The 19,948-nt window shown below is 71.6% G+C and carries 16 protein-coding genes; 14 read left to right on the plus strand and 2 right to left on the minus strand.

The window, feature by feature from the left end; genetic code table 11:
* Positions 1-45: 45 nt before the first annotated feature.
* The 3 genes from AB0B48_RS05155 to AB0B48_RS05165 are packed head-to-tail and all read left to right on the plus strand — an operon-like array spanning position 46 to position 2,893.
* Positions 46-936, plus strand: a complete 891-nt coding sequence (locus AB0B48_RS05155; protein WP_357196136.1) for a sugar nucleotide-binding protein — start codon at positions 46-48, stop codon at positions 934-936.
* Between the two features lie 9 nt (positions 937-945).
* Positions 946-1,545 carry a helix-turn-helix domain-containing protein gene (locus tag AB0B48_RS05160; protein ID WP_357196138.1) on the plus strand — a complete coding sequence of 200 codons (600 nt, stop codon included), beginning with the start codon at positions 946-948 and terminating at the stop codon, positions 1,543-1,545.
* A 55-nt stretch (positions 1,546-1,600) separates the two neighbouring features.
* Entirely contained in the window at positions 1,601-2,893 is a 1,293-nt protein-coding gene (locus AB0B48_RS05165; RefSeq protein WP_357196141.1) for an MFS transporter, read from the plus strand.
* A gap of 29 nt (positions 2,894-2,922) precedes the next feature.
* Here the strand turns inward: AB0B48_RS05165 and AB0B48_RS05170 are convergent, their stop codons facing one another.
* Positions 2,923-3,663 carry a GNAT family N-acetyltransferase gene (locus AB0B48_RS05170; protein ID WP_357196144.1) on the minus strand — a complete coding sequence of 247 codons (741 nt, stop codon included), beginning with the start codon at positions 3,661-3,663 and terminating at the stop codon, positions 2,923-2,925.
* Between the two features lie 140 nt (positions 3,664-3,803).
* On the opposite strand from AB0B48_RS05170, the gene AB0B48_RS05175 reads away from it, so the two are divergent.
* The 8 genes from AB0B48_RS05175 to mltG all read left to right on the plus strand — a co-directional run bounded on the left by AB0B48_RS05175 (position 3,804) and on the right by mltG (position 14,121).
* Positions 3,804-4,016, plus strand: coding sequence for a hypothetical protein (locus tag AB0B48_RS05175; RefSeq protein WP_124855015.1), 213 nt, complete (start codon positions 3,804-3,806; stop codon positions 4,014-4,016).
* 74 nt (positions 4,017-4,090) lie between these two features.
* Positions 4,091-5,629: a replication-associated recombination protein A gene (locus AB0B48_RS05180; RefSeq protein ID WP_357196148.1), complete on the plus strand. Its 1,539-nt coding sequence runs from the start codon at positions 4,091-4,093 to the stop codon at positions 5,627-5,629.
* A gap of 2,447 nt (positions 5,630-8,076) precedes the next feature.
* Entirely contained in the window at positions 8,077-8,772 is a 696-nt protein-coding gene (locus AB0B48_RS05185) for a hypothetical protein (protein WP_357196234.1), read from the plus strand.
* Between the two features lie 149 nt (positions 8,773-8,921).
* Entirely contained in the window at positions 8,922-9,386 is a 465-nt protein-coding gene (locus AB0B48_RS05190; RefSeq protein ID WP_124823092.1) for a DUF948 domain-containing protein, read from the plus strand.
* Positions 9,387-9,416: 30 nt separating this feature from the next.
* Entirely contained in the window at positions 9,417-9,722 is a 306-nt protein-coding gene (locus tag AB0B48_RS05195; protein ID WP_091401860.1) for a hypothetical protein, read from the plus strand.
* Positions 9,719-12,397 (plus strand): alanine--tRNA ligase, encoded by a 2,679-nt coding sequence (alaS, locus tag AB0B48_RS05200; RefSeq protein ID WP_357196151.1) that lies wholly within the window; start codon positions 9,719-9,721, stop codon positions 12,395-12,397. The genes AB0B48_RS05195 and alaS overlap by 4 nt, the downstream gene beginning before the upstream one ends.
* A gap of 72 nt (positions 12,398-12,469) precedes the next feature.
* A complete protein-coding gene (ruvX, locus tag AB0B48_RS05205) occupies positions 12,470-12,928 on the plus strand; it encodes a Holliday junction resolvase RuvX (RefSeq protein ID WP_184184558.1) in 459 nt (152 codons plus the stop codon).
* Complete coding sequence (gene mltG / locus AB0B48_RS05210) at positions 12,928-14,121, plus strand: endolytic transglycosylase MltG (RefSeq protein ID WP_357196156.1); 1,194 nt, start codon at positions 12,928-12,930, stop codon at positions 14,119-14,121. Before ruvX ends, mltG begins: the two co-directional genes overlap by 1 nt.
* A 111-nt stretch (positions 14,122-14,232) precedes the next feature.
* On the opposite strand, the gene AB0B48_RS05215 is transcribed toward mltG, so the two are convergent.
* The gene (locus AB0B48_RS05215) at positions 14,233-14,664 is read right to left on the minus strand and encodes a peptidoglycan-binding protein (protein ID WP_357196159.1); all 432 of its coding nucleotides are present in this window, start codon (positions 14,662-14,664) and stop codon (positions 14,233-14,235) included.
* Positions 14,665-14,931: 267 nt separating this feature from the next.
* Here AB0B48_RS05215 and AB0B48_RS05220 point away from each other — a divergent pair, with 267 nt between their 5' ends.
* The 3 genes from AB0B48_RS05220 (at position 14,932) to AB0B48_RS05230 (ending at position 19,877) form a co-directional block, all read left to right on the plus strand.
* On the plus strand, positions 14,932-15,762 hold the full coding sequence (locus AB0B48_RS05220; protein ID WP_357196162.1) for a shikimate dehydrogenase: 831 nt from the start codon (positions 14,932-14,934) through the stop codon (positions 15,760-15,762).
* A gap of 249 nt (positions 15,763-16,011) precedes the next feature.
* Positions 16,012-17,718, plus strand: coding sequence for a glycoside hydrolase (locus AB0B48_RS05225; protein WP_357196165.1), 1,707 nt, complete (start codon positions 16,012-16,014; stop codon positions 17,716-17,718).
* A 221-nt stretch (positions 17,719-17,939) separates the two neighbouring features.
* Positions 17,940-19,877, plus strand: coding sequence for a hypothetical protein (locus AB0B48_RS05230; protein ID WP_357196168.1), 1,938 nt, complete (start codon positions 17,940-17,942; stop codon positions 19,875-19,877).
* Positions 19,878-19,948: the final 71 nt, after the last annotated feature.

Genomic DNA, 19,948 nt, shown 5'->3' on the forward strand with positions numbered 1-19,948 from the left:
GAGATGACGCAAACCTCTTGATCGTCGGTGGGGGAGTGGGTTCAGATGCGGTTGCTTGTCGTCGGGGGCAGTGGGTTTCTGGGGCGAGAGGTGTGTCGGCGGGGCCTCGACGCCGGGTTCACGGTCGTCGGTACGTTCCACGGCGGTGAGATCGCCGTGCCGGGAGTCGCAGCACGGCGGCTGGACGTGACCGATCTGGCCGCGGTGCGCGCGCTGGTCGCCGAGGTGCGCCCGGACGCCGTGGTCGGGACCCCCTACCGGTACGACGACTGGGCGGTCACCGCCGACGGGGCAGCGAACGTGGCGGTCGCCGCCGCCGAGGCGGGCGCCCGGCTGGTGCACGTGTCCAGCGACGCGCTGCATGCCGGCCGTCCCACTCCGTACGCCGACGACGATCCGCCCACCCCGGTGCACGCGTACGGTGCCGCGAAGGCCGCCGCCGAGACCGCTGTGCGGGCGATCGACCCCAGCGCGGCGGTGGTTCGCACCTCGCTGATCCTGGGGGAGGGCAGCAAACAGATCCAGCTCTGCCGGGACGCGCTCGCCGGCCGGGCCACCCTGTTCAGCGACGAGCTGCGCTGCCCGGTCGACGTGACCGACCTCGCCGACGCCGTGCTGGAGTTGGTCGTCTCGTCGTACGCCGGTGTGCTCAACGTGGCCGGTCCCGACGCGGTGAGCCGGGCCGAGCTGGGTCTGCTGGTCGCCGGCCGGGACGGCCTGGACGCGGCCGGGTTGAAGACCGCCACCAGCGCGGCCACCGGTGTGGTCCGACCGCTGGATGTCCGCCTGGACTCCTCTCGCGCGACCGGCCTGCTGCGAACCCGGCTGCGCGGGGTGCGCGAACTCCTGGCGTCTGAGAACGGCACTCCCGCCGACCCAGCACCTGTGCACACTTCTTATGCACAACTCTTGTGCATAAGAAGTGTGCAGAGATAGTGTGCACTCATGGAGAGTTCCCCACCCGCCGAGCACAGCGAGCACCGCCGCGTCGATCTGGACGCGCGGCAGGTTCGGGTGCTGGCTCACCCGCTACGGATGCGGCTGCTCGGCTCGCTGCGCATCGACGGCCCGGCCACCGCGACGGCCCTCGCCGAGAAACTGGGCACCAACACCGGCGCGACCAGCTACCACCTGCGGCAACTCGCCGAGGTGGGGCTGGTGGCCGAGGATCCGGACCGGGGCGCCGGTCGGCAGCGATGGTGGCAGGCCGCGCACGACATGAGCCACTTCGAGCCCACCGACTTCGACGACGACCCGGACGCCCGCGCCGCGGTGCAGTGGATCCAGGCCGACCAGGTGCGGCTGATGGGTGAGCTGGCCGAGCGGTGGATGGCCGTCGAGCACACTCAGTCTTCCGCCTGGCGCGACGCCGCGGGGATGGGCGACATGGTGCTGCCGCTCGACCCTGCCCGACTGCGTGCGCTCAACGACGACCTGTTGGCGGTGCTCCTTCGCTACCGCGACGAAGCCGTCCGCGACGCCCCGGACGTCAAGCCCGTGCACGTCTTCCTGGCCGGTTTCCCGCGTCTGGACCAGCGATGGTGAACGCGAGCAGCGCGCAGGTCGGGCCGGCCCAGCAGCCGCGAATCGAGGAGGCACTGTGAGCACGTTGACCGTACGTCAGGTTCGGCGTCGTTACCTCACGCTCTACGGCCTGCGCTGGCTGCCCACGGGTCTGATGATCCCGGTGATGATCCTGCTGATGCAGGAGCGCGGCCTGTCGCTGCCGCAGATCGGCCTGGTCGGCACGGCGCAGGGGCTGCTGGTGCTGGCACTGGAGCTGCCCACCGGTGGGCTGGCCGACGCGCTCGGTCGTCGACCGGTGCTGCTCGCCGCCGGCGTGCTCAATCTCGCCTCGCTGGCCCTGTTCGCGGTGGCCGACTCGTTCTGGCTGTTCTTCGTGGTCTGGGCTCTGCAGGGCATCTACCGGGCGTTGGACAGCGGCCCGTTGGAGTCCTGGTACGTCGACGCCACGCTGGCCGCCGACCCGGAGGCCGAGTACGAGCGTGGCCTGGGCTACGCCGGCACCGTCGTCGGCGGCGCCATCGGCGGAGGCGCGCTGGTCAGCGGTGGTCTCATCGCACTCGGCCCGATCGGGCCGGTCAGCGCGCTCACGGTGCCCGTGTTGGCCGCCATCGTGGCGCAGGCGGCGGCGCTCGTCGCGCTCGTGGTGCTGCTGGTCGAGGAGCGGCCAGCCACCGGGGTCGCGGCGCTGCGCGCCTCGGTGGTGCAGGCGCCCCGGATGATCAGTCAGGCCGTCGGGCTGCTGCGTCGTTCCCGGGTGCTGCTGGCGTTGGTGGCCGTCGAGCTGTTCTGGGGCTTCGGCATGGTCACCTTCGAGTCGCTGCTGCCGGTCCGACTCGCCGAGGTGATCGGTGATCCGGAACGCGCCGCGGTGCTGCTCGGGCCGGCGAACTCGGCCGCCTGGCTCGCCTCGGCCGCCGGCGCGGCACTGACCCCACTGCTGCTGCGCTGGTTCGGCGCCGCTCCGGGTGCGGCCCTGCTCCGCGTCCTGCAGGGCGTGACTGTGGTCGGGATGGGGTTGTTCGCCGGGCCGGTCGGCGTGCTGGTGGCCTACCTCGCCTGCTACGCGGTGCACGGCGCGTCCAACCCGTTGCACAGTGGGCTGCTGCACCGGCAGGTCGACGGCCCGTACCGGACCAGCGTGCTCTCGCTGAACTCGATGATGGGGCAACCGGCCGGTGCGCTCGGCGGGGTGGTGCTCACCGCGCTCGCCGCCGCCACCAGCGTCAGCACCGCGATGGTGGTCGGCGCTGTGGTGTTGGCCGTCGCCGCCCCGCTCTACCTGCCCGCCTGGCTGGCCGGCCGTCGGGCCGCCCCGGCCGGCGAGCCGACCGCGGTCCCTGTGCCCGCCACCGACCGTTGGCGATAGCCCCCTCGCCTGGCCGGACGGCGGGCCGGTCAGGCGAGGCGGATCGAGCTGAGCGGGAGGGTGTTGGTGTAGCCGAGCCGACGGTAGAGCCTCCCCGCACCGACGTTGTGCGTGTAGACGCCGAGCCCGACCAGGTCGTGACGTGCCAGCAGCGCCCGGGTCATCCCGGCGGTCAGGGACGCGCCCAGCCCCCGACCACGTTGGTCGGGGGCGACGGTCAGGCCGGCCAGGAAGCCGATGTCCCCCTGGCTGCGGTCCGCGCCGCACGCCACCAACCGGTTGTCGGCCCAAATGCCGTACCAGTCGACCACCCGTGGGTCGCCCGGCCGCGAGGTGCTGGTGGGGAACGACTCTTCGACCAGTGCCGCCAGCGCCGGCTGGTCGGCGGCGGTGAGGCGGACCACTGGTTGTTCGTCCGGCTGCGCCGGCGGCGCCGTGTCGGTCCAGTGGAAGTCCCAGTCGCTGTGTTCGGTCACCGCCAGCCGGTCGACCAGCAGACCGCGATCGTGTCGAGGCAGGTGCAGGTGCTGTCCGGACTGGAACATCCCGTCGGCGGCGAGGGCGACACAGATCTCCAGCGCCGGCTCGGCCGGGCCGATCGCGCAGCCGGCCGGCCCGTGTCCCGGCGGCACCACCCACAGCACGGCACCGCCACGCTGGTACGCGTGCACCGGCCCGGCCCGTCCGAGGGCGTGCCGGGCGAACGGGTGGTGCCCGACGGCGGCCAGGACGGCGCTCCGGTCCTGGAGCACCTGGTCGTCGGTGATCATGTGGTCCAGCCTAGGAGCCGGGGGTCGAATGCCTCCGCCGGGCCGTCGCGGCGTGGCCACCTCCACCGTGGAGATTGGCGAGTCGACCGATTGGGTACATCACGCGCCGACCTACTGGGAACCCCCACCGGAGGACCGACATGCTCGCCATTCTCGCGGCCATCGTCTTTGGCTTTGCTCTGCTGCTCGACCTGCTCGGCACCGACTTCGGAGCGCCGGACCTGTTCAACTGGAACACCCTCGTACTCATCGGGCTGCTTCTGCTCTCGCTCTACCTGGCCGGCGTGGGCAGCGGCCCGCGCGGCGGTGGCGGCGGCCGCTGGTACCGGGGCCGTCGCCCCGGGCGTGGCTGACCGGAACCGATCACCGGTGGCGGGCCCGCGGCGCGATTCCGGCGTCGTGGGCCCGGCCCGGTACTGTCTTCGTGATGGAGTCCGACGCCCTCTTCTCCCTCGGTGAACCCGCCGGGTCGCGCAGCGCGCCCGACGGTCCCGCCGGTGTCGACGGCTTCACCGCGGTGGCCGACGATTCGCCCCTGCCCGTCCGGATGCGCCCGGTGACCCTCGACGAGTTGGTCGGGCAGGAGCACCTGCTCGCTCCCGGCGCACCCCTGCGGCAACTGGTCTCCGGCGGGGCTCCGATGTCGGTGATCCTCTGGGGCCCGCCGGGCAGCGGCAAGACCACGATCGCGCACCTGGTGGCCGGGGCCACCGACCGCCGCTTCGTCGCCATGTCGGCGCTCTCCGCCGGCGTGAAGGACGTAAGGGCGGTGATCGAGGCGGCTCGCCGCCAGCGTCGTTCCGGTGGCCCGCAGACCGTGCTCTTCATCGACGAGGTGCACCGCTTCAGCAAGACCCAACAGGATTCGCTGCTCGCCGCCGTCGAGGACCGCACTGTCACCCTGCTGGCGGCGACCACCGAGAACCCGTACTTCTCGGTCATCTCACCGCTGCTGTCGCGGTGCGTGCTGCTCACCCTCCAACCGTTGGACGACGAGGCGGTGCGGGGCCTGCTGCGCCGCGCGGTCGCCGACAAGCGTGGCCTGGACGGCGCGCTGGTGCTGACCACCGAGGCCGAGGATCACCTGGTCCGGCTGGCCGCCGGTGACGTCCGTAAGGCACTCACCGCCCTGGAGGCGGCGGCCGCCTCCGCGACGGCCCTCGGCGGCGGGCGGATCGACCTCGCCACCGCCGAGCAGGCCGTCGACGTGGCGGCGGTGCGCTACGACCGCGACGGCGACGCCCACTACGACGTGGTCAGCGCCTTCATCAAGAGCATGCGCGGCTCGGACGTGGACGCTGCGGTGCACTGGCTGGCCCGCATGCTGGTCGCCGGTGAGGACGCCCGATTCATCGCCCGTCGCCTGGTCATCTTCGCCAGCGAGGACGTGGGCATGGCCGACCCCGGTGCGCTGAGCGTGGCGACGGCCGCCGCGCACGCGGTCGAGTACGTCGGGTTGCCCGAAGCACAGCTCAACCTCGCCCAAGCGGTGATCCACCTGGCCACCGCGCCGAAGTCGAACTCGGCCACCACCGCCATCGGCGCCGCCATCGCCGACGTCCGGGCCGGTCGCGGTGGCCCGGTGCCGCGAGGGCTGCGCGACGCGCACTACTCCGGCGCCCGAGGGCTGGGCCACGGAACCGGCTACCGCTACCCGCACGACGACCAGCGCGGCGTGGTCACCCAGCAGTACGTCCCGGACGACCTGGTGGGCACCGACTACTACCAGCCCAGCCCGCACGGCGCGGAGCGGGCGGTGGCCACCAGGTTGCCGCTGCTGCGCCGGATCGTGCGTGGTCTGCCGGCTCCGGCCGTGCGCCCGCAGACGCCGACATCCGAGCCGTCCGTAACGGCGCAGACCGCGCCAGCGCTATCCCCGGGGGCCGCCCGTCCGACGACGGGCACGGATGCCCCCGGCACGATGCAGGACAGCGGCACCGACGCCGCAGGAGAGGGTCAACAGTGAGATCGCGTGGTGGGGACCGCCCGGACGAGGGCCCGGACGAGCGGCGCGATCCCCGCGCCAAGACCCGCCGTTGGGGTCGCGGCCGGGCTGCTGAGCCCGAGCCGGAGGAGCCGGTCGCCGGCGAGGAGTTCGGCTGGATCGACGATCTTCGTTCGGCCAAGCAGCAACGCACCGAGCTGGGCCCGGACGGCGCTCCGGCGGAGCCGAACCGGCCCCGCGGGGGTATGCCGCCGGCAGACCCGGCCGGGCCTCCGGCACAACCCGCCGCCCCGCGTACGGCGGGAGAGCCGCCCGGTGCGCGCGGCAGTGCGCCGGAGCCCTCGGCGCCGCCGGCTCCGCGTCAGAGTGAACCGGGCGGTGCCGCCGGCCGTCGACCGGTCGACGGGCCCTGGCCCGGGGAGACGCCGCCAGCGGGTCGTCGCCCGGACAACCGGCCGCCCGCAGCCGGCCCCGCAGCCGGGCAGCCGCCACGCCGAGGCGTTCAGCCGGTGCCCGGCGCCCGCGCTGCCGTACCACAGTCCCCGCCCCCCGCTCGCCCGGGCGGGGGTGACCCGGCCGGCCCGGCGGGGCCTCGTCCGGCACCCGACGCGCCCGGCGGCCCGGCCCGTCCGCGCGGTGCGGCCGCCCCTCCCGGCCCACCCGTGGGCCCACCGACCTCGGGCCCCCCGGCCGGTCGTCGCCCGGACGCCGCCGCTTCGCCGGCCCGTCGTCCGGACGCCGTTGTTCCGCCGGGCCGTCATCAGGACCCCGCCGCACCCGGCGGTCAACCCGACTCCATGCCGCCGCTGCGCCGTCCGGACGCCGGTCCGCCGGTCCGCCGACCCGGCCCGGAGCAACCGGTCGAACCCGGCCGTGCCCGGCCTCCCGCCGGCGGCCCGCCCGCCGGTCGCCGCGCCGCCGGCTCGGCACCCGACCCGACGCAGGTCGCCGGGGCTCCCGCCGCCCCCGGGCCGGCCCGCTTCGACGGTGCGCCGGCTGACGTCGTGCCGTCGGCAGCGGACGGCCTGCGGCCCGACCCCGCCATCGACCGTGACCCGCGTACCGCCCGGCGTCGTCCGGGCCCGGCCGACCCCGGAGCACCCGAACCCGCCGGGCGCGCGTCCGAGGGCGCCCGTCCGACAGCCGGCGGGCGTCGCCGCGCCGCGGAACCCGACGAGCCGGTCGTGCCCCGCTCGGGGAACGCGCCACCCGTGCCCCGCTCGGGGAACGCGTCGTCGGTGCCCGAGGCGACCGGCGCGCACAGTGGCGCCCTGCCCACCACCGGCCCCGCCGACGGCACCGGTCGCCGCCGGGTCGTCTCCGATGAACCGGAACGCCGAACGCCGCCCAGCGGCGAACCCCGCCCGGACCGGCCGGACCGCCCGGAGCGGCCAGCGGACTGGCTGCGCCAGGCCGGCCGCCTGCCACACACCGACCCGGCCCTCCGAGTGGTCAACCGTCGAGACGGCAGTCCGCCGGCCGGGGGACGCCGTCCGGCGCCGCCCACCGGGCCGGTAGACCTCACCGACCAGGCGTCCGGTCGGCTCGCCGTGCCCGACCCGGCCGCGGAACACACCGCCGCCCGCCGGCCTGCCGGCCCGCCGGTCGACCCCGGCGCGGACGCACCGACCGGTCGTCGCGCCGTCCGGCCCGACGGGTCGGGATCCACCGGAGAGCAGGCCCTGACCTACCCCTCGCCGCCCGGTGACCGGCCCGCCCGTGGGCGGGGCGCTGCGGCGGTGCCCCCCACTCCGGACCCCACTGTTCGGCGCGGCCGTGCCGTGGCGGGGCCCGGCCCGGACGCACCGCCCGCCCCGGATCCGACCGGCCGACGACGACGTGGACCGGCCGAGCCCGGCCCTGACGGTACGGCTGTCCCCGGTCGACCGGGGACAGCGAGCGACAGTGGCGACGACCCCTACGCCGGCGGTCGACCCGGCGTCGGTCCCGCTGCTCGGGGCGCTGCCCGCTCCGTCCCACCCGGGCGGGCCCGCCCCGTTCCGGGCGACGCGCCGGCACCCGGCACCGGGCGCCGTGGCGCCGACGGCCCACCGCGTCCCGGCCCGGGTGGCGATGCGGCACCCCCGGACGCGACCCGTCCGGATGGTCCGGCTCGTGCCGCCGTGCCGCCGGGTGTGGACGGTCCGCCGCGTACCCGTCCAGATGGTCCGGCTCGTGCCGCTGTCCGCCCACCCGGCGGGCAGCCGCCAGCCGACGGCCGGCCCGGTGAGCCCGGCCCGGCCCGTGGTGCTGCGCCGGCCGGGCGACCCATGCCGGCCGACCGCGCCGCCGGCCGCGCCCTGCCGCCGAACCGGGAGCCCGGCCGTGCCGAGCCGAGCGGTGTCGCGCCCGTGCCGCCGCCCGGACGCGCCGGCGAGCCAGTCGGCGTGGCCCGCGCCGCCGCCGCGGTGCCCGCCGCGGCCGGCCCGGTGGACCGGCCGGAACCGGAGCCCTCCGACGGGCCGGCGCTGCGCTCGGCCGGTCAGGACGCGCCGGACGACGACGCCGCACCGAATGCCCGTTCCGAGGAACGCCGACAGACCCGTGAACGACGTCGCCTGCGTGCGGCGGTGTTGGTGCTGGTCAGCGTCGTGCTGCTCGGCGCGGTGCCGCTCTTCTTCGGGCTCCGGACGCTGAGCCGTGACCCGGTCTTCGACAACCTGGACCAGCTCGGCGTGCCCGCCTGGGCGGCCGCGAAGACGGTCGACGACGTCAGCGGCAGCCGCTGGTGCCTGCTCGACTGCCGGCTGCGTGAGCGCACCGTGACCTCGGAGAAGGCGCCCAAGGAGACGGCACAGGTCTACGAGGACGCGCTGCGGCGGGACGGGTGGCAGCCGTGGAAGGTGAGCCGCTGCCCGGAGCAGGAGACGAAGGGCAGCTACACCTGCTGGCGTCGCGACGAGTTGACCCTCGACCTGTGGGTACGCGAGCCGACCTGTGTGCCGCCGCCGGTGGACGGCGAGCCGGCGACCGTGCCGTCCGGCGACCCGTCGGCCGCTGCGACTGAGTGCACCGGCTCGTTGGTGTCGGTGAAGGTGCGCAATGCGATCGACGACGAGCGGACCAGGCCGCAGCCGACCACCGACCCGTCACTGACCGGTGAGGATCCGTTCCCGACGGTCAGTGCGGATCCGCTGGGTGAGCTGACACCCTCACCGTCCTGAGCCGGTCTCCATCACGGACGGTAGGGTCTGGGGCTGGCGGGCACGCCCGCTACCGGTGAGCGCCGACGGCTCGGCGGCCGGTACGGGTGGCATGGTTGTGCGTTCCGGGGACGTCGGGTCCTGCGGAACTCTGCTTGAGGAGGACAGGCGTGGGCGACATTGGAGCGATAGCGGCGCTGATCGCGGCATCCGCGTTCGCGGTGCTGGTGCTCATCCTGACGCTGCCCATCCTGCGGCTGCGGCACACGGTTGACGCCACCACCCGCATGATCAACGACCTGAACGATCGGACCGCACCGCTGCTCGGTGACGTGAACACCACTGTGAAGAACGTCAACACCGCGCTGGAGCAGGTGCAGATCTCGCTCGACGGTGTGAATCTCCAGCTGGCGAAGGTCGACACCATGACCAGCCACGCGCAGAACGTCACCGCCAACGTCGCCAACCTGGCCACCGTGGTCTCCGCCGCGGCCGCCAATCCCCTGGTGAAGGTGGCCGCGTTCGGCTACGGCGTGCGGAAGGCCGCCGCCGGCCGCCGGCACGCCGAGACCGAGCGCGAGGTACGCGACACCATCAAGCAGCAGCGACGGGCCGCGCGACGCGGCAACAGCTGACCGGCCCGGCGCACCAGGAGGTAGCGGGACATGAGGCGCTTGTTCTGGCTCGGCATCGGGGTGGCCGTCGGTGTGATCGTGGTCCGCAAGGCGACCCGGACCGCGCAGGCGTACACGCCGGCGGGTATCGCCAGCTCGTTGACGGAATCCGCTGGCGGGCTCGTCGAGTCGCTGCGTAGTTTCGTGGAGGACGTCCGGGTCGGGATGGCCGAACGCGAGCAGGAGATCCACCACGCGTTCGCCCAGGGCGAGGCGTTCGACGACAAGTTCGCCGATCTGCGGGAAGACCCGCGAATCGGCGATCGAGAAATCTTTCCGGAGGAACACCAGCGATGAAGACGGCGGAGATCAAGCGGCGGTACCTCGCGCATTTCGAGGCGAATGGGCACGCCGTGGTGCCGTCCGCTCCGCTGCCCGCCATCAGCGATCCGAACCTGCTGTTCGTCAATGCCGGCATGGTGCAGTTCGTGCCGTACTTCCTGGGTCAGCAGACGCCCGCGTACCAGCGGGCGGTGAGTGTGCAGAAGTGCATCCGCACGCCGGACATCGACGAGGTCGGTAAGACGAGCCGGCATGGCACGTTCTTCCAGATGAATGGCAACTTCTCCTTCGGTGACTACTTCAAGGCCGGTGCGATTCCGCTGGCGTGGGAGTTGTCCACGAAGCCGATCGCCGAGGGTGGGTACGGGCTGGATCCGGAGCGGATCTGGCCGACGATCTACCTCGACGACGACGAGGCGTACGAGATCTGGCGGTCGGTGGGTGTGCCGGCGGAGCGGATCGTGCGTCGGGGCAAGGCGGACAACTTCTGGTCGATGGGCATTCCCGGGCCGTGTGGTCCGTCGTCGGAGCTGTTCTACGACCGGGGCCCGGAGTACGGGCGTGAGGGTGGCCCGGCGGTCGACGAGGACCGGTACATGGAGTACTGGAACCTCGTGTTCATGCAGTTCGAGCGCGGGCCGGGCACCAACAAGGAGGACTACCCGATCCTGGGTGACCTGCCGGCGAAGAACATCGACACGGGCATGGGCCTGGAGCGGATGGCGTCGATCCTGCAGGGTGTGGACAACCTGTACGAGATCGACGAGGTCCGGCCGATCCTGGCGCGGGCGGCCGAGCTGACCGGGAAGCGGTACGGGGCGCACTCGGGGCACGTGGCGAGTGAGTCGCACCCGGACGACGTGCGGTTGCGGGTGATCGCGGATCACGTGCGGACGGCGTTGATGCTGATCGGTGACGGGGTGACCCCGTCGAACGAGGGCCGTGGGTACGTGTTGCGGCGCATCATGCGTCGGGCGATCCGGTCGATCCGGTTGCTGGGGTGGCAGGAGCGGGCGTTGCCCGAGCTGCTGCCGGTGGCGCGGGACTGCATGGCGCCGTCGTACCCGGAGTTGGCGACTGACTTCGACCGGATCGCGGACTACGCGTACGCGGAGGAGGAGGCGTTCCTGTCCACGCTGCGGGCGGGTACGACGATCCTGGACACCGCGATCGCGGAGACCCGCACGGCGGGTGGCAGCTCTCTGTCCGGGGCGAAGGCGTTCCAGCTGCACGACACGTACGGCTTCCCGATCGACCTGACCCTGGAGATCGCGGCCGAGCAGGGTCTCACCGTCGACGACGAGGGTTTCCGCCGGTTGATGGCGGACCAGCGGACCCGGGCGAAGGCGGACGCGCAGGCGCGCAAGACCGGGCACGTGGACCTGTCGGCGTACCGGTCGGTGCTCGACTCGGGTGGCCCGGTCACGTTCACCGGCTACAGCGAGGTGTCCCGCGAGTCGACGGTGCGGGCGCTGCTCGGCGCCGACGGTCCGCGCCAGGCGGCCACCGAGGGCGACACCATCGAGCTGGTGCTGGACACCACCCCGTTCTACGCCGAGGGCGGTGGGCAGCAGCCCGACCAGGGCATGATCACGGTTGGTGGCGGGCAGGTCGAGGTGCTCGACGTGCAGCAGCCGGTGCCCGGTCTGATCGTGCACCGTGCTCGGGTGATCCGGGGCGAGGTACGCGCCGGTGAGGCCGGCTTCGCCGAGATCGACACGACTCGGCGTCGGGCGATCTCCCGGTCGCACACCGCCACGCACCTGGTGCACCAGACAATGCGCAATTTCCTCGGGGAGTCGGCCACGCAGGCCGGGTCGCTGAACGCCCCGGGTCGGCTCCGGTTCGACTTCAACACCCCCACGGGGGTGTCGCCGAGCGTCCTGCGTGACGTGGAGCAGCAGGTCAACGAGGTGCTGCTGGCCGACCTGGAGGTGCACGCCTTCATCACCTCGTTGGAGGAGGCGCGGCGCATCGGCGCGATGGCGCTCTTCGGCGAGAAGTACGGCGAGGAGGTGCGGGTCGTCGAGGTGGGTGACTACGCCCGGGAGCTGTGCGGCGGCACGCACGTGGCCCGCTCGGCCCAACTCGGCCTCGTGAAGATCCTCTCCGAGTCGTCGATCGGCTCCGGTGTCCGCCGGGTGGAGGCGCTGGTCGGCATGGACGCCTTCGGCTTCCTGGCCAAGGAGCACCTGTTGGTCTCCCGGTTGGCCGAGCTGTACCGGGTGCCCAACGATCAGGTCGCCGACCGGGTGGAGCAGACCGTCACCCAGCTTCGGGACGCCGAGAAGGAGCTGGAGAAGCTGCGTGCCCAGTTGGTGCTGGGTGGCGCGGCGGCGCTCGCGGCGCAGGCCAAGGACGTGCGCGGGGTCGCGTACGTGGGCACGGAGGCGCCGGAGGGCGCGGCCGGTAACGATGTGCGCACCCTGGCTCAGGAGATCCGCGGCAAGATCGACCCGGCGCGGCCGGCGGTCGTCGCGGTGGCGGCGCGGTCGAACGGCAAGGCGTCCCTGGTGGTCGCGGTCAACGCGGCGGCGCGCAGCCGGGGCCTGGCCGCGTCGGATCTGGTGAAGGCGGCGTTCTCCGGGCGCGGCGGTGGCAGCCCCGATCTGGCCCAGGGCGGCGGTCTGCCCGCGGCCGAGGCGCCGAACCTGCTGCTCACCGTCGAGAAGGCGATTACTGAAGCGTGACCGATCATCACTGTGAGTCAGGGCGGGCCGATTGGTCCGCCCTGGTTCGTACCCGGTCGGGGGTGACCGTCGGTGGCTGAGCTGACGCGCGGTGTGCGGATCGGTGTGGATGTTGGTCAGGTGCGGGTGGGCATCTCCCGCTCGGATCCGGACGGGATCTTGGCAACGCCGCTGGTCACGCTGGCCCGCGATCTCACGGCGGCGCCGGACGCGGTGCCGAGTGACCTCGCCGAGTTGGCCGCGTTGGTGGCCGAGCACGAGGCCGTCGGGGTTGTCGTCGGTCTTCCGGTCAATCTCGCCGGCAAGCATGGCCCTGCGGCCGTCCATGTGAAGGCGTACGCTGACCGACTGGTCGATGTGATAGCGCCTGTCCCGGTAACGCTCACTGACGAGAGGATGTCGACCGTGGTCGCTTCTCGTAGGCTTGCCGAGCGTGGCGTCCGAGGTAAACGTCAACGTGCGGTTGTCGATCAGGCGGCCGCGGTGGAGATCCTGCAGAGCTGGCTGGACGCGCAGCGGAGGCGGACGTAATGATCGACGATCTGGATCTTGGGTTCGACGATGCGGAGCGGGGGGAGAAAGGTCGGCACCGGCGCGGCTTCCGCAAGCGCAAGAGCGGGTCCGGCGGCGGCCGGGGCAAGACGTTCCTGGCTCTGCTGATGGCCCTGCTCCTGTTGGGCGGCATCGGCGGTGGCGCGTTCTACGGCTTCGACCGTATCCAGAACTACTTCGTCACCCCCGACTACGACGGTGGCGGGGCTGGTGAGATCACCGTCGAGATCAAGAGCGGCGCGCTGCTCGCCGACATGGCCGACGCCCTCGTGGCGGCCGACGTGGTCAAGAGCCAGAAGGCGTTCATCGAGGCGGCCGAGGCCAACTCGCGCAGCAAGAACATCCAGCCGGGCACGTACAAGCTGCGCAAGCAGATGAGCGGCGCGAACGCCGTGACCGCGATGCTCGACCTGAAGAACAAGATCGTCAACGGGTTGACCATCCCCGAGGGCCGCACGAGCTTCAACATCTACAAGCTGCTCTCCGAGAAGACCAAGATCCCGGTCAAGGACTTCCAGGCCGCCGCGAAGGACCCGGAAGGGCTGGGCGTCCCGGACTGGTGGTACACGCGCGGTGACGGCAAGAAGAGCGTCAAGTCCATCGAGGGTTTCCTCTTCCCGGACACCTACGAGATCCCGCCGAAGTCCACCGCCGAGAGCATCCTCAAGCTGATGGTGAACCGTTTCCTGTCGGTGACCGGTGAGATGAAGTTTGCCGACCGGGTGCAGGAGGAACGCAAGGTCAGTCCGTACGAGGCGCTGATCGTGGCCTCGCTGGCCCAGGCCGAGGCGGGCAACAAGGACGACCTCGGGAAGGTCGCCAGGGTCGCCTACAACCGCGCGTACGGCGAGTTCCCGTGCAACTGCCTGGAGATGGACGTCACCGTCAACTACTACCTGGAGTCGATCGGTAAGCCGACCAAGTCGTCCAAGCAGATGACGGCGGCCGAGCTGGACGACCCGAAGAACCCGTACAACCGCAAGCTGCCGGGCATGATCCCGACCCCGATCAACAACCCGGGCAAGCAGGCCCTGGAAGGCGCGATGGACACGCCGACCGGCAAGTGGCTCTACTTCGTGGCCATCGACGACAAGGGCCACTCCGCATTCGCTGAGACGTACGAACAGCACCAGCGCAATGAGAACAAGGCTCGGGAGGCCGGCATCATCTGACCGGCCGAATCACGCCGTAACGGCTCCCTTCCCATTGCGACCGCAATCGTGGTCGCCGCCGGGAAGGGAGCCGTTACGTTTCAGTCCTGACGCGCAATTACTGCGTCATTGTCAGTGACTCGTGCCGGTCCACGTACCGGTGCGGGGGTTGAGGAACGTCCACACGCCATTGCTGTTCTGCTTGCGCAGACCGAACGTGCGGTTGTAGCCGTAGTAGAAGTAGCCGGTCTGGGTGCTCGTGTCGAACCCGGTGTTGCGGTTGACAGCGCCGTACGCCTTGCCCCAGGTCTGCGGCCCGACGGAGCCGTCGATGCCGATGTTCATCACGTCCTGCCAGGTCCTGGTCTTGGCGGCGGTGTTGGAGCCGAACTCCCCGTCGATGAAGCTGGTGCCGACGGTGCCGCTCAGGTCGTCGGCCCAGACGATGGCCTGCCAGAGCCGCACGATGTTGCCCGAGCGCACGCAGGAGCTGGAATTGCACAGCTCGTGGTTGTCCGACCAGCTGCCCGCTGCGGCGTCCGCCTTGGCGGGCGCGCCGATCATCAGCGAAAGGCTGAAGGCTGCGGCAATTGCGACCAGGGCACGCAGAATGCGTTTGTTCAAGGGTCCCCCCCCATTTTCAGATCGGTCGTACCGTCGCCGAAATGCTTTCACTCCCATCGATGAGCGTCAAGCGCTGGCCGCCTCCGGGCGTGGTCCTCGACAGTGGGTCTCTGGTGGCTCGATCTGCCTGCTGGGTAGGGTCGATCCGAGGGTCCGTGAGGACGGAGACGTGATGCGGAACACGACAGCAGCGCTGGGTGGTGCGGGGTGACCGAGGCGAGCCGTAGGGCCGCGGTGCTGGGCAAGCCGATCGCGCACTCCCTCTCCCCGGTGATCCACACGGCGGGTTACGTCGCCGCCGGGCTGACCGGCTGGTCGTACACCCGGATCGAGTGCGCGGCGGCGGAGCTGCCGGATCTGGTCGCCGGCCTGGGCCCGGAGTGGGCCGGGTTGTCGGTGACCATGCCGGGCAAGGAGGCGGCGCTCGCCGTGGCCGACGCCGCGTCGCCGGTCGCCGCCGCCGTCGGTGCGGCCAACACGTTGGTACGCCGTCCGGACGGCTCCTGGTACGCGGACAACACCGACGTCGCCGGCATGGTGCGGGTGCTCACCGACGCCGGTGTGACAGCCGGTGCCGCCGTGGCGGTGCTCGGCGCCGGCGGGACGGCCCGCGCCGCGCTCGCCGCCGCCGCGCACCTGGCCTGCTCGTCGGTGACGGTGGTGGCCCGCCGACCCGAGGCGGTCGACGAGTTGCGCCCGGTGGCGGACGCGGTGGGTGTCGCGCTGACACCCGCTTCGTGGGCCGACGCGCCCCGGCGGCTCGGCACCGCCGACGTGGTCGTCTCCACGGTGCCGAAGGGGGTGGCCGACCCGCTTGCCGGAGCGGTGGCCTGGCGGCCGGGCGCGGTGGTCTTCGACGCGCTCTACGACCCGTGGCCGACGCCGTTGGCGACGGCCGCCGACGCGGCCGGTTGCCGGATCGTCTCCGGTCTGGATCTGCTGCTGGCCCAGGCGGTCGGGCAGTTCGAACAGTTCACCGGCGTGACCGCGCCGACGGCGGCGATGGCCGCCGCGCTGACTGCCGCTCGCGCCGGCTGACGGACCGAACAGGCAGCCGCAACGTCCTGGAGGCGGCAGCTTTCCACTGGTTCCGTTGACTGCGCGCGTGCTCCACGGGCAAGGTGTGTGGCGGGCTTCGGTCGCGTCCCTGGCCAGAGGCCCTGATTTCCCCGAGGCGGTTCCTTAGCTGACGGTTAAGACGCGCTTACGGAAAACTGTCCTACCTGCCACATGTCCTGGTCATCGATACGCTGCTCACCGTTACGGACGCAGACACAGGGAGTTTCCTTGACCAGGCACGGACTGCACCGCATCGCCCGGTTCCGCTCCGGGCCCCGGCGTAAGGCGATTGCCATCGGCGTGGTCGGCGGTTCGGTGGTGGCCGGCATCGTGGCGACGATGATGCCGCTGCTCGCCAGCGACGACCTGTCGATCCGGGCGGCGGCCGACACCACCGCCACCGCGGTGTCGCAGGACGGTGACAACGCGGCCAAGTCGACGCTGGCCACCTGCGCGACGCGGTGCGACGGCAACCCGCGCGGTGGCCGCGAGGCGGTCATCGAGTTCGCGGTGACCACGGTGCCGTCCACCGCGGTCAACATCCGGGCGACGCTGCGGGTGCACGCCTGGCAGCAGTTCCCCGCCACGGTGACGGCGCACGCCTCGCCGCTGAGCGCCCGCGAGTCGCGGCCGCCGCTGACGTCGGCCGGTGCCGCACTGGACAGCGTGACCAGCGTGTCCAAGGGCTTCAACGAGTGGGACGTCTCCAAACTGGTCACCGGCAACGGCACCTGGACGGTCTCGTTGGCGCAGAGCGGCCTGGAGAGCCGGATCTACTGGGCGTCGGTCGAGAATCGCAACCCGGACCTGCGGCCCAGCCTGCTGATCAGCTACGACCTCGGGTCCCGGCCGTCGCCGCCGTCGTCCACGCGGCCGGCACCGCCGCCGTCGCCGAGCGCGTCGCCGACCACCGCCTCGCCGAAGCCGTCGCCGACCATCGCCCCGACCCGGACGGCGACCCCGAGCGCCAGCGGCACCGTTCCGTCCGGCAAGTGTGGTTCCGTCTCGGACAAGCTCGTCCCGTCCTGTGGCGCCTGGTGGGGCATGTATTCGCCCGCCGGTGCGGCCGGCGGCTGGGACCACGGCAAGGCTGTCACCGATGTGGAGACTCAGGTCGGGCGCAAGTTCGACATCGTGCACCGCTACCACGACTTCTCGAACGCCGGCAGTAACGGCGCCTTCCCCGACATGTACGAGCAGCAGCAGATGCGCGAAGGCCGGCTGATGTTCTTCGCCTGGGAGTCCCGGGACTTCTCCGCAGGTACCACCCTGAAGTGGTCGGACGTCTACGGCGGCAAGCAGGACGGCACCATCGACGCGGTCGCGGGCCGGATCAAGGCCGCCGGTGTGCCGGTCTTCATCGGATTCGACCACGAGCCGGAGGACGAGCCGAACAAGGGCAGCGACGCCGATTTCGTCCGGGCCTGGCGCTACGTCCACGAGCGGTTCGCCAGCGCCGGCGCGACCAACGCGGTCTGGGTCTGGACGATGATGGGCTGGTCCGGGCACTACTCCCGGTACGCCGGCCTGTACCCGGGTGACCGGTACGTCGACTGGGTGGCCTACGACCCGTACAACTTCCACGTCTGCAACGGCAGCACGGTGTGGAAGAGCCCGAGCACGACGGTCGGCGGTTTCTACCGGTGGCTGGACGACAACGGCATCGGCGCGGGCAAGCCTCGGATGCTCGCCGAGTTCGGCACCAACTTCAACTCCGCCGACCTGGGCGCCAAGCAGCGCTGGTTCCAGGATTTCCCGGCGGCGCTGAAGGAGCACCCGAAGATCAAGGCGGCCATCTACTTCAACTCGGCCGGCATGACCAGCCGCACGTCGACCTGCGACATGACGATGAACCACGACGCCGCGGCGGTGGCCGGCTTCGCGAAGGCCGGCCAGGACCCCTACCTGCGGCAACCCACCGGAGGTAACCGCTGACGTTCGAAATGGGCTGACCGGACGACGTTCGCCGGGGATCGCACAGCCGATCCTCCGGCGTTCTGTCGGCTTGCGGATTCATGCACCGCCCAATCGGCGGATTTTGTTTACCAGGCTGGACGAGGCACGCTACCTCGGGTTCTCATCCAATCTGGAGGCGCAGCGTGCCCAAACTCTCGCACTTGTGGCGTTTTGCAGGACGACGTCGTACTCGGGCGGGGATGGTCGCGTTGGCGATCATCGCCGCAGCTCTGGGCGTGCCCACGACCGCGTCGGCCGCTGTGGTACCGGTCCCGGCCACGGCGACTCTGGTGTCGGCGAACCCCGCCGACACGACCCCGCACGCCCGAGACGGTGAGACCCGTGCCTTCGCGCAGGTGGGCAACACGGTCTTCGTCGGCGGCAGCTTCACCCAGCTCCGGCAGACCGCGAGTTCCGCGTGGGTGACGCAGCGCTACCTCTTCGCGTACGACCGGACCACCGGCACCATGTCGACCACCTTCCTGCCGGTGCTCGACGGCGCGGTCAACACGCTCCTCGCCGGCCCCGGCGGCACGCTGATCGTCGGCGGCACCTTCAAGAACGTCAACGGCGTCTCCCGGAAGAACCTGGTGGCGCTCAACCCGTCGACCGGCGCGATCATCGACAGCTGGGTCGGGCGTTCCGACGGCGGCACCGTCCGTGACCTGGCGCTGCACGGCAACTGGCTGTACGTGGCCGGCGCGTTCAACTGGCTCAACGGCACCGCGCACGCCGGTCTGGGCCGGCTCAACGCGACCACCGGCGCGATCGACCCGAGCTTCAGCATCGACGCCACTGTGGGACGGCACGGCACCACGTCGTACGTCTGGACCATCGACGTCGCGCCGGACGGCGGCACCCTGGTCGTCGGCGGCAACTTCACGCTCGTCAACGACCTGCCGCGCAACCAGATGGCGTTGGTGGACGTCTCCGGGACTCCCACCCTGCTCGACTGGAGCACCGAGAAGTTCACCCCGCCGTGCGCTTCGCCGACGACCTTCGTGCACTACGTGCAGGACGTGAAGTTCGGTGAGGACGGCAGCTGGTTCGTGGTCGGCACCAACGGCGGCGCCGGCTGGCCGACCGCGTACTGCGACGCCCTGGTCCGCTTCGAGACCGCCGCGCGGGGCAGCGGCCTGCTCGCGACCTGGGTCGACTTCACCGGCAACGACACCATCACCTCGGTCGAGGTCGCGGACAACGTCATCTACCTCGGCGGGCACTTCCGTTGGCTGAACAACCCGAACGCCAGCGACAACGCGGGTTCGGGCGCGATCGACCGGCTCGGCATCGCCGCCGTCACTCCGGCGACCGGCATGCCGGTGAACTGGAACCCACGCCGTAGCGGCAGCGCCTCGATGCCGTCGGGCACCAGCAGTTGGGGTTCGTCGGTGCCGGTGCTCTGGCGCGGCTCGGACGGCCTCTACTTCGGGCACAACTCCGATGGCATGGGCGAGGAGTACCACGGCCGGCTCGGTATGTTCCCGCTCGCCGGCGGGCGCACCTTCACCGCGAAGAACCCGCCGTCGGCCACCACCGGCAACCTCTACGTCGGCACCGCCTCGGGCACCGTGGCGAAGGTGCCGTTCAACGGCACCGAGCTGGGCACCGCGACCAGCGTCAGCCAGCCCACGTACACGGCGGCCGGCGCGACGTGGCGGGTGGACGACCGGATCTACTGGTCGCACACGGTGGCCGGCACGCCCACCGGCAGTCGGATCGACATCTCGCTCTTCAACGGGGGCGCGATCGGCTCGCCGTGGGAGGCGTCCGGCTACAACGACTGGTACAACCCGGCGTTGCTGACCGGTGCCTTCTTCCTCGACGGCCGGCTCTACTACACCCGTACCGGGGCCAACAACCTCTACTACCGGTACTTCGAGATCGACGGCAACTACCTCGGTGCCACCGAGTTCGCCCTGCCGACCACGGGCGTGACCTGGTCCACGGTGCGGGGCATGGCCTGGGTGGGCGGCCGGATCGTCTACGGCTCCACCGACGGCACTCTGCGGAGCGTGCCATTCGACCCGACGGCCGCGCCGACGGCGGTAGTCAACGGCACCACGGCGACGGTCATCAGCAGCGCGACGCCCGAGTTGTCCTGGTCTACCCCATCGACATTCTTCTCCGTACAGTAAGGGTCAACCGTTCGTAACGGAGCATCGGTAGATTGTTCACGTTGGGCCGGTGGCGGGTACCCACCGCCGCC

Source organism: Micromonospora sp. NPDC049089 (assembly GCF_040648775.1).
Classification (GTDB): domain Bacteria; phylum Actinomycetota; class Actinomycetes; order Mycobacteriales; family Micromonosporaceae; genus Micromonospora.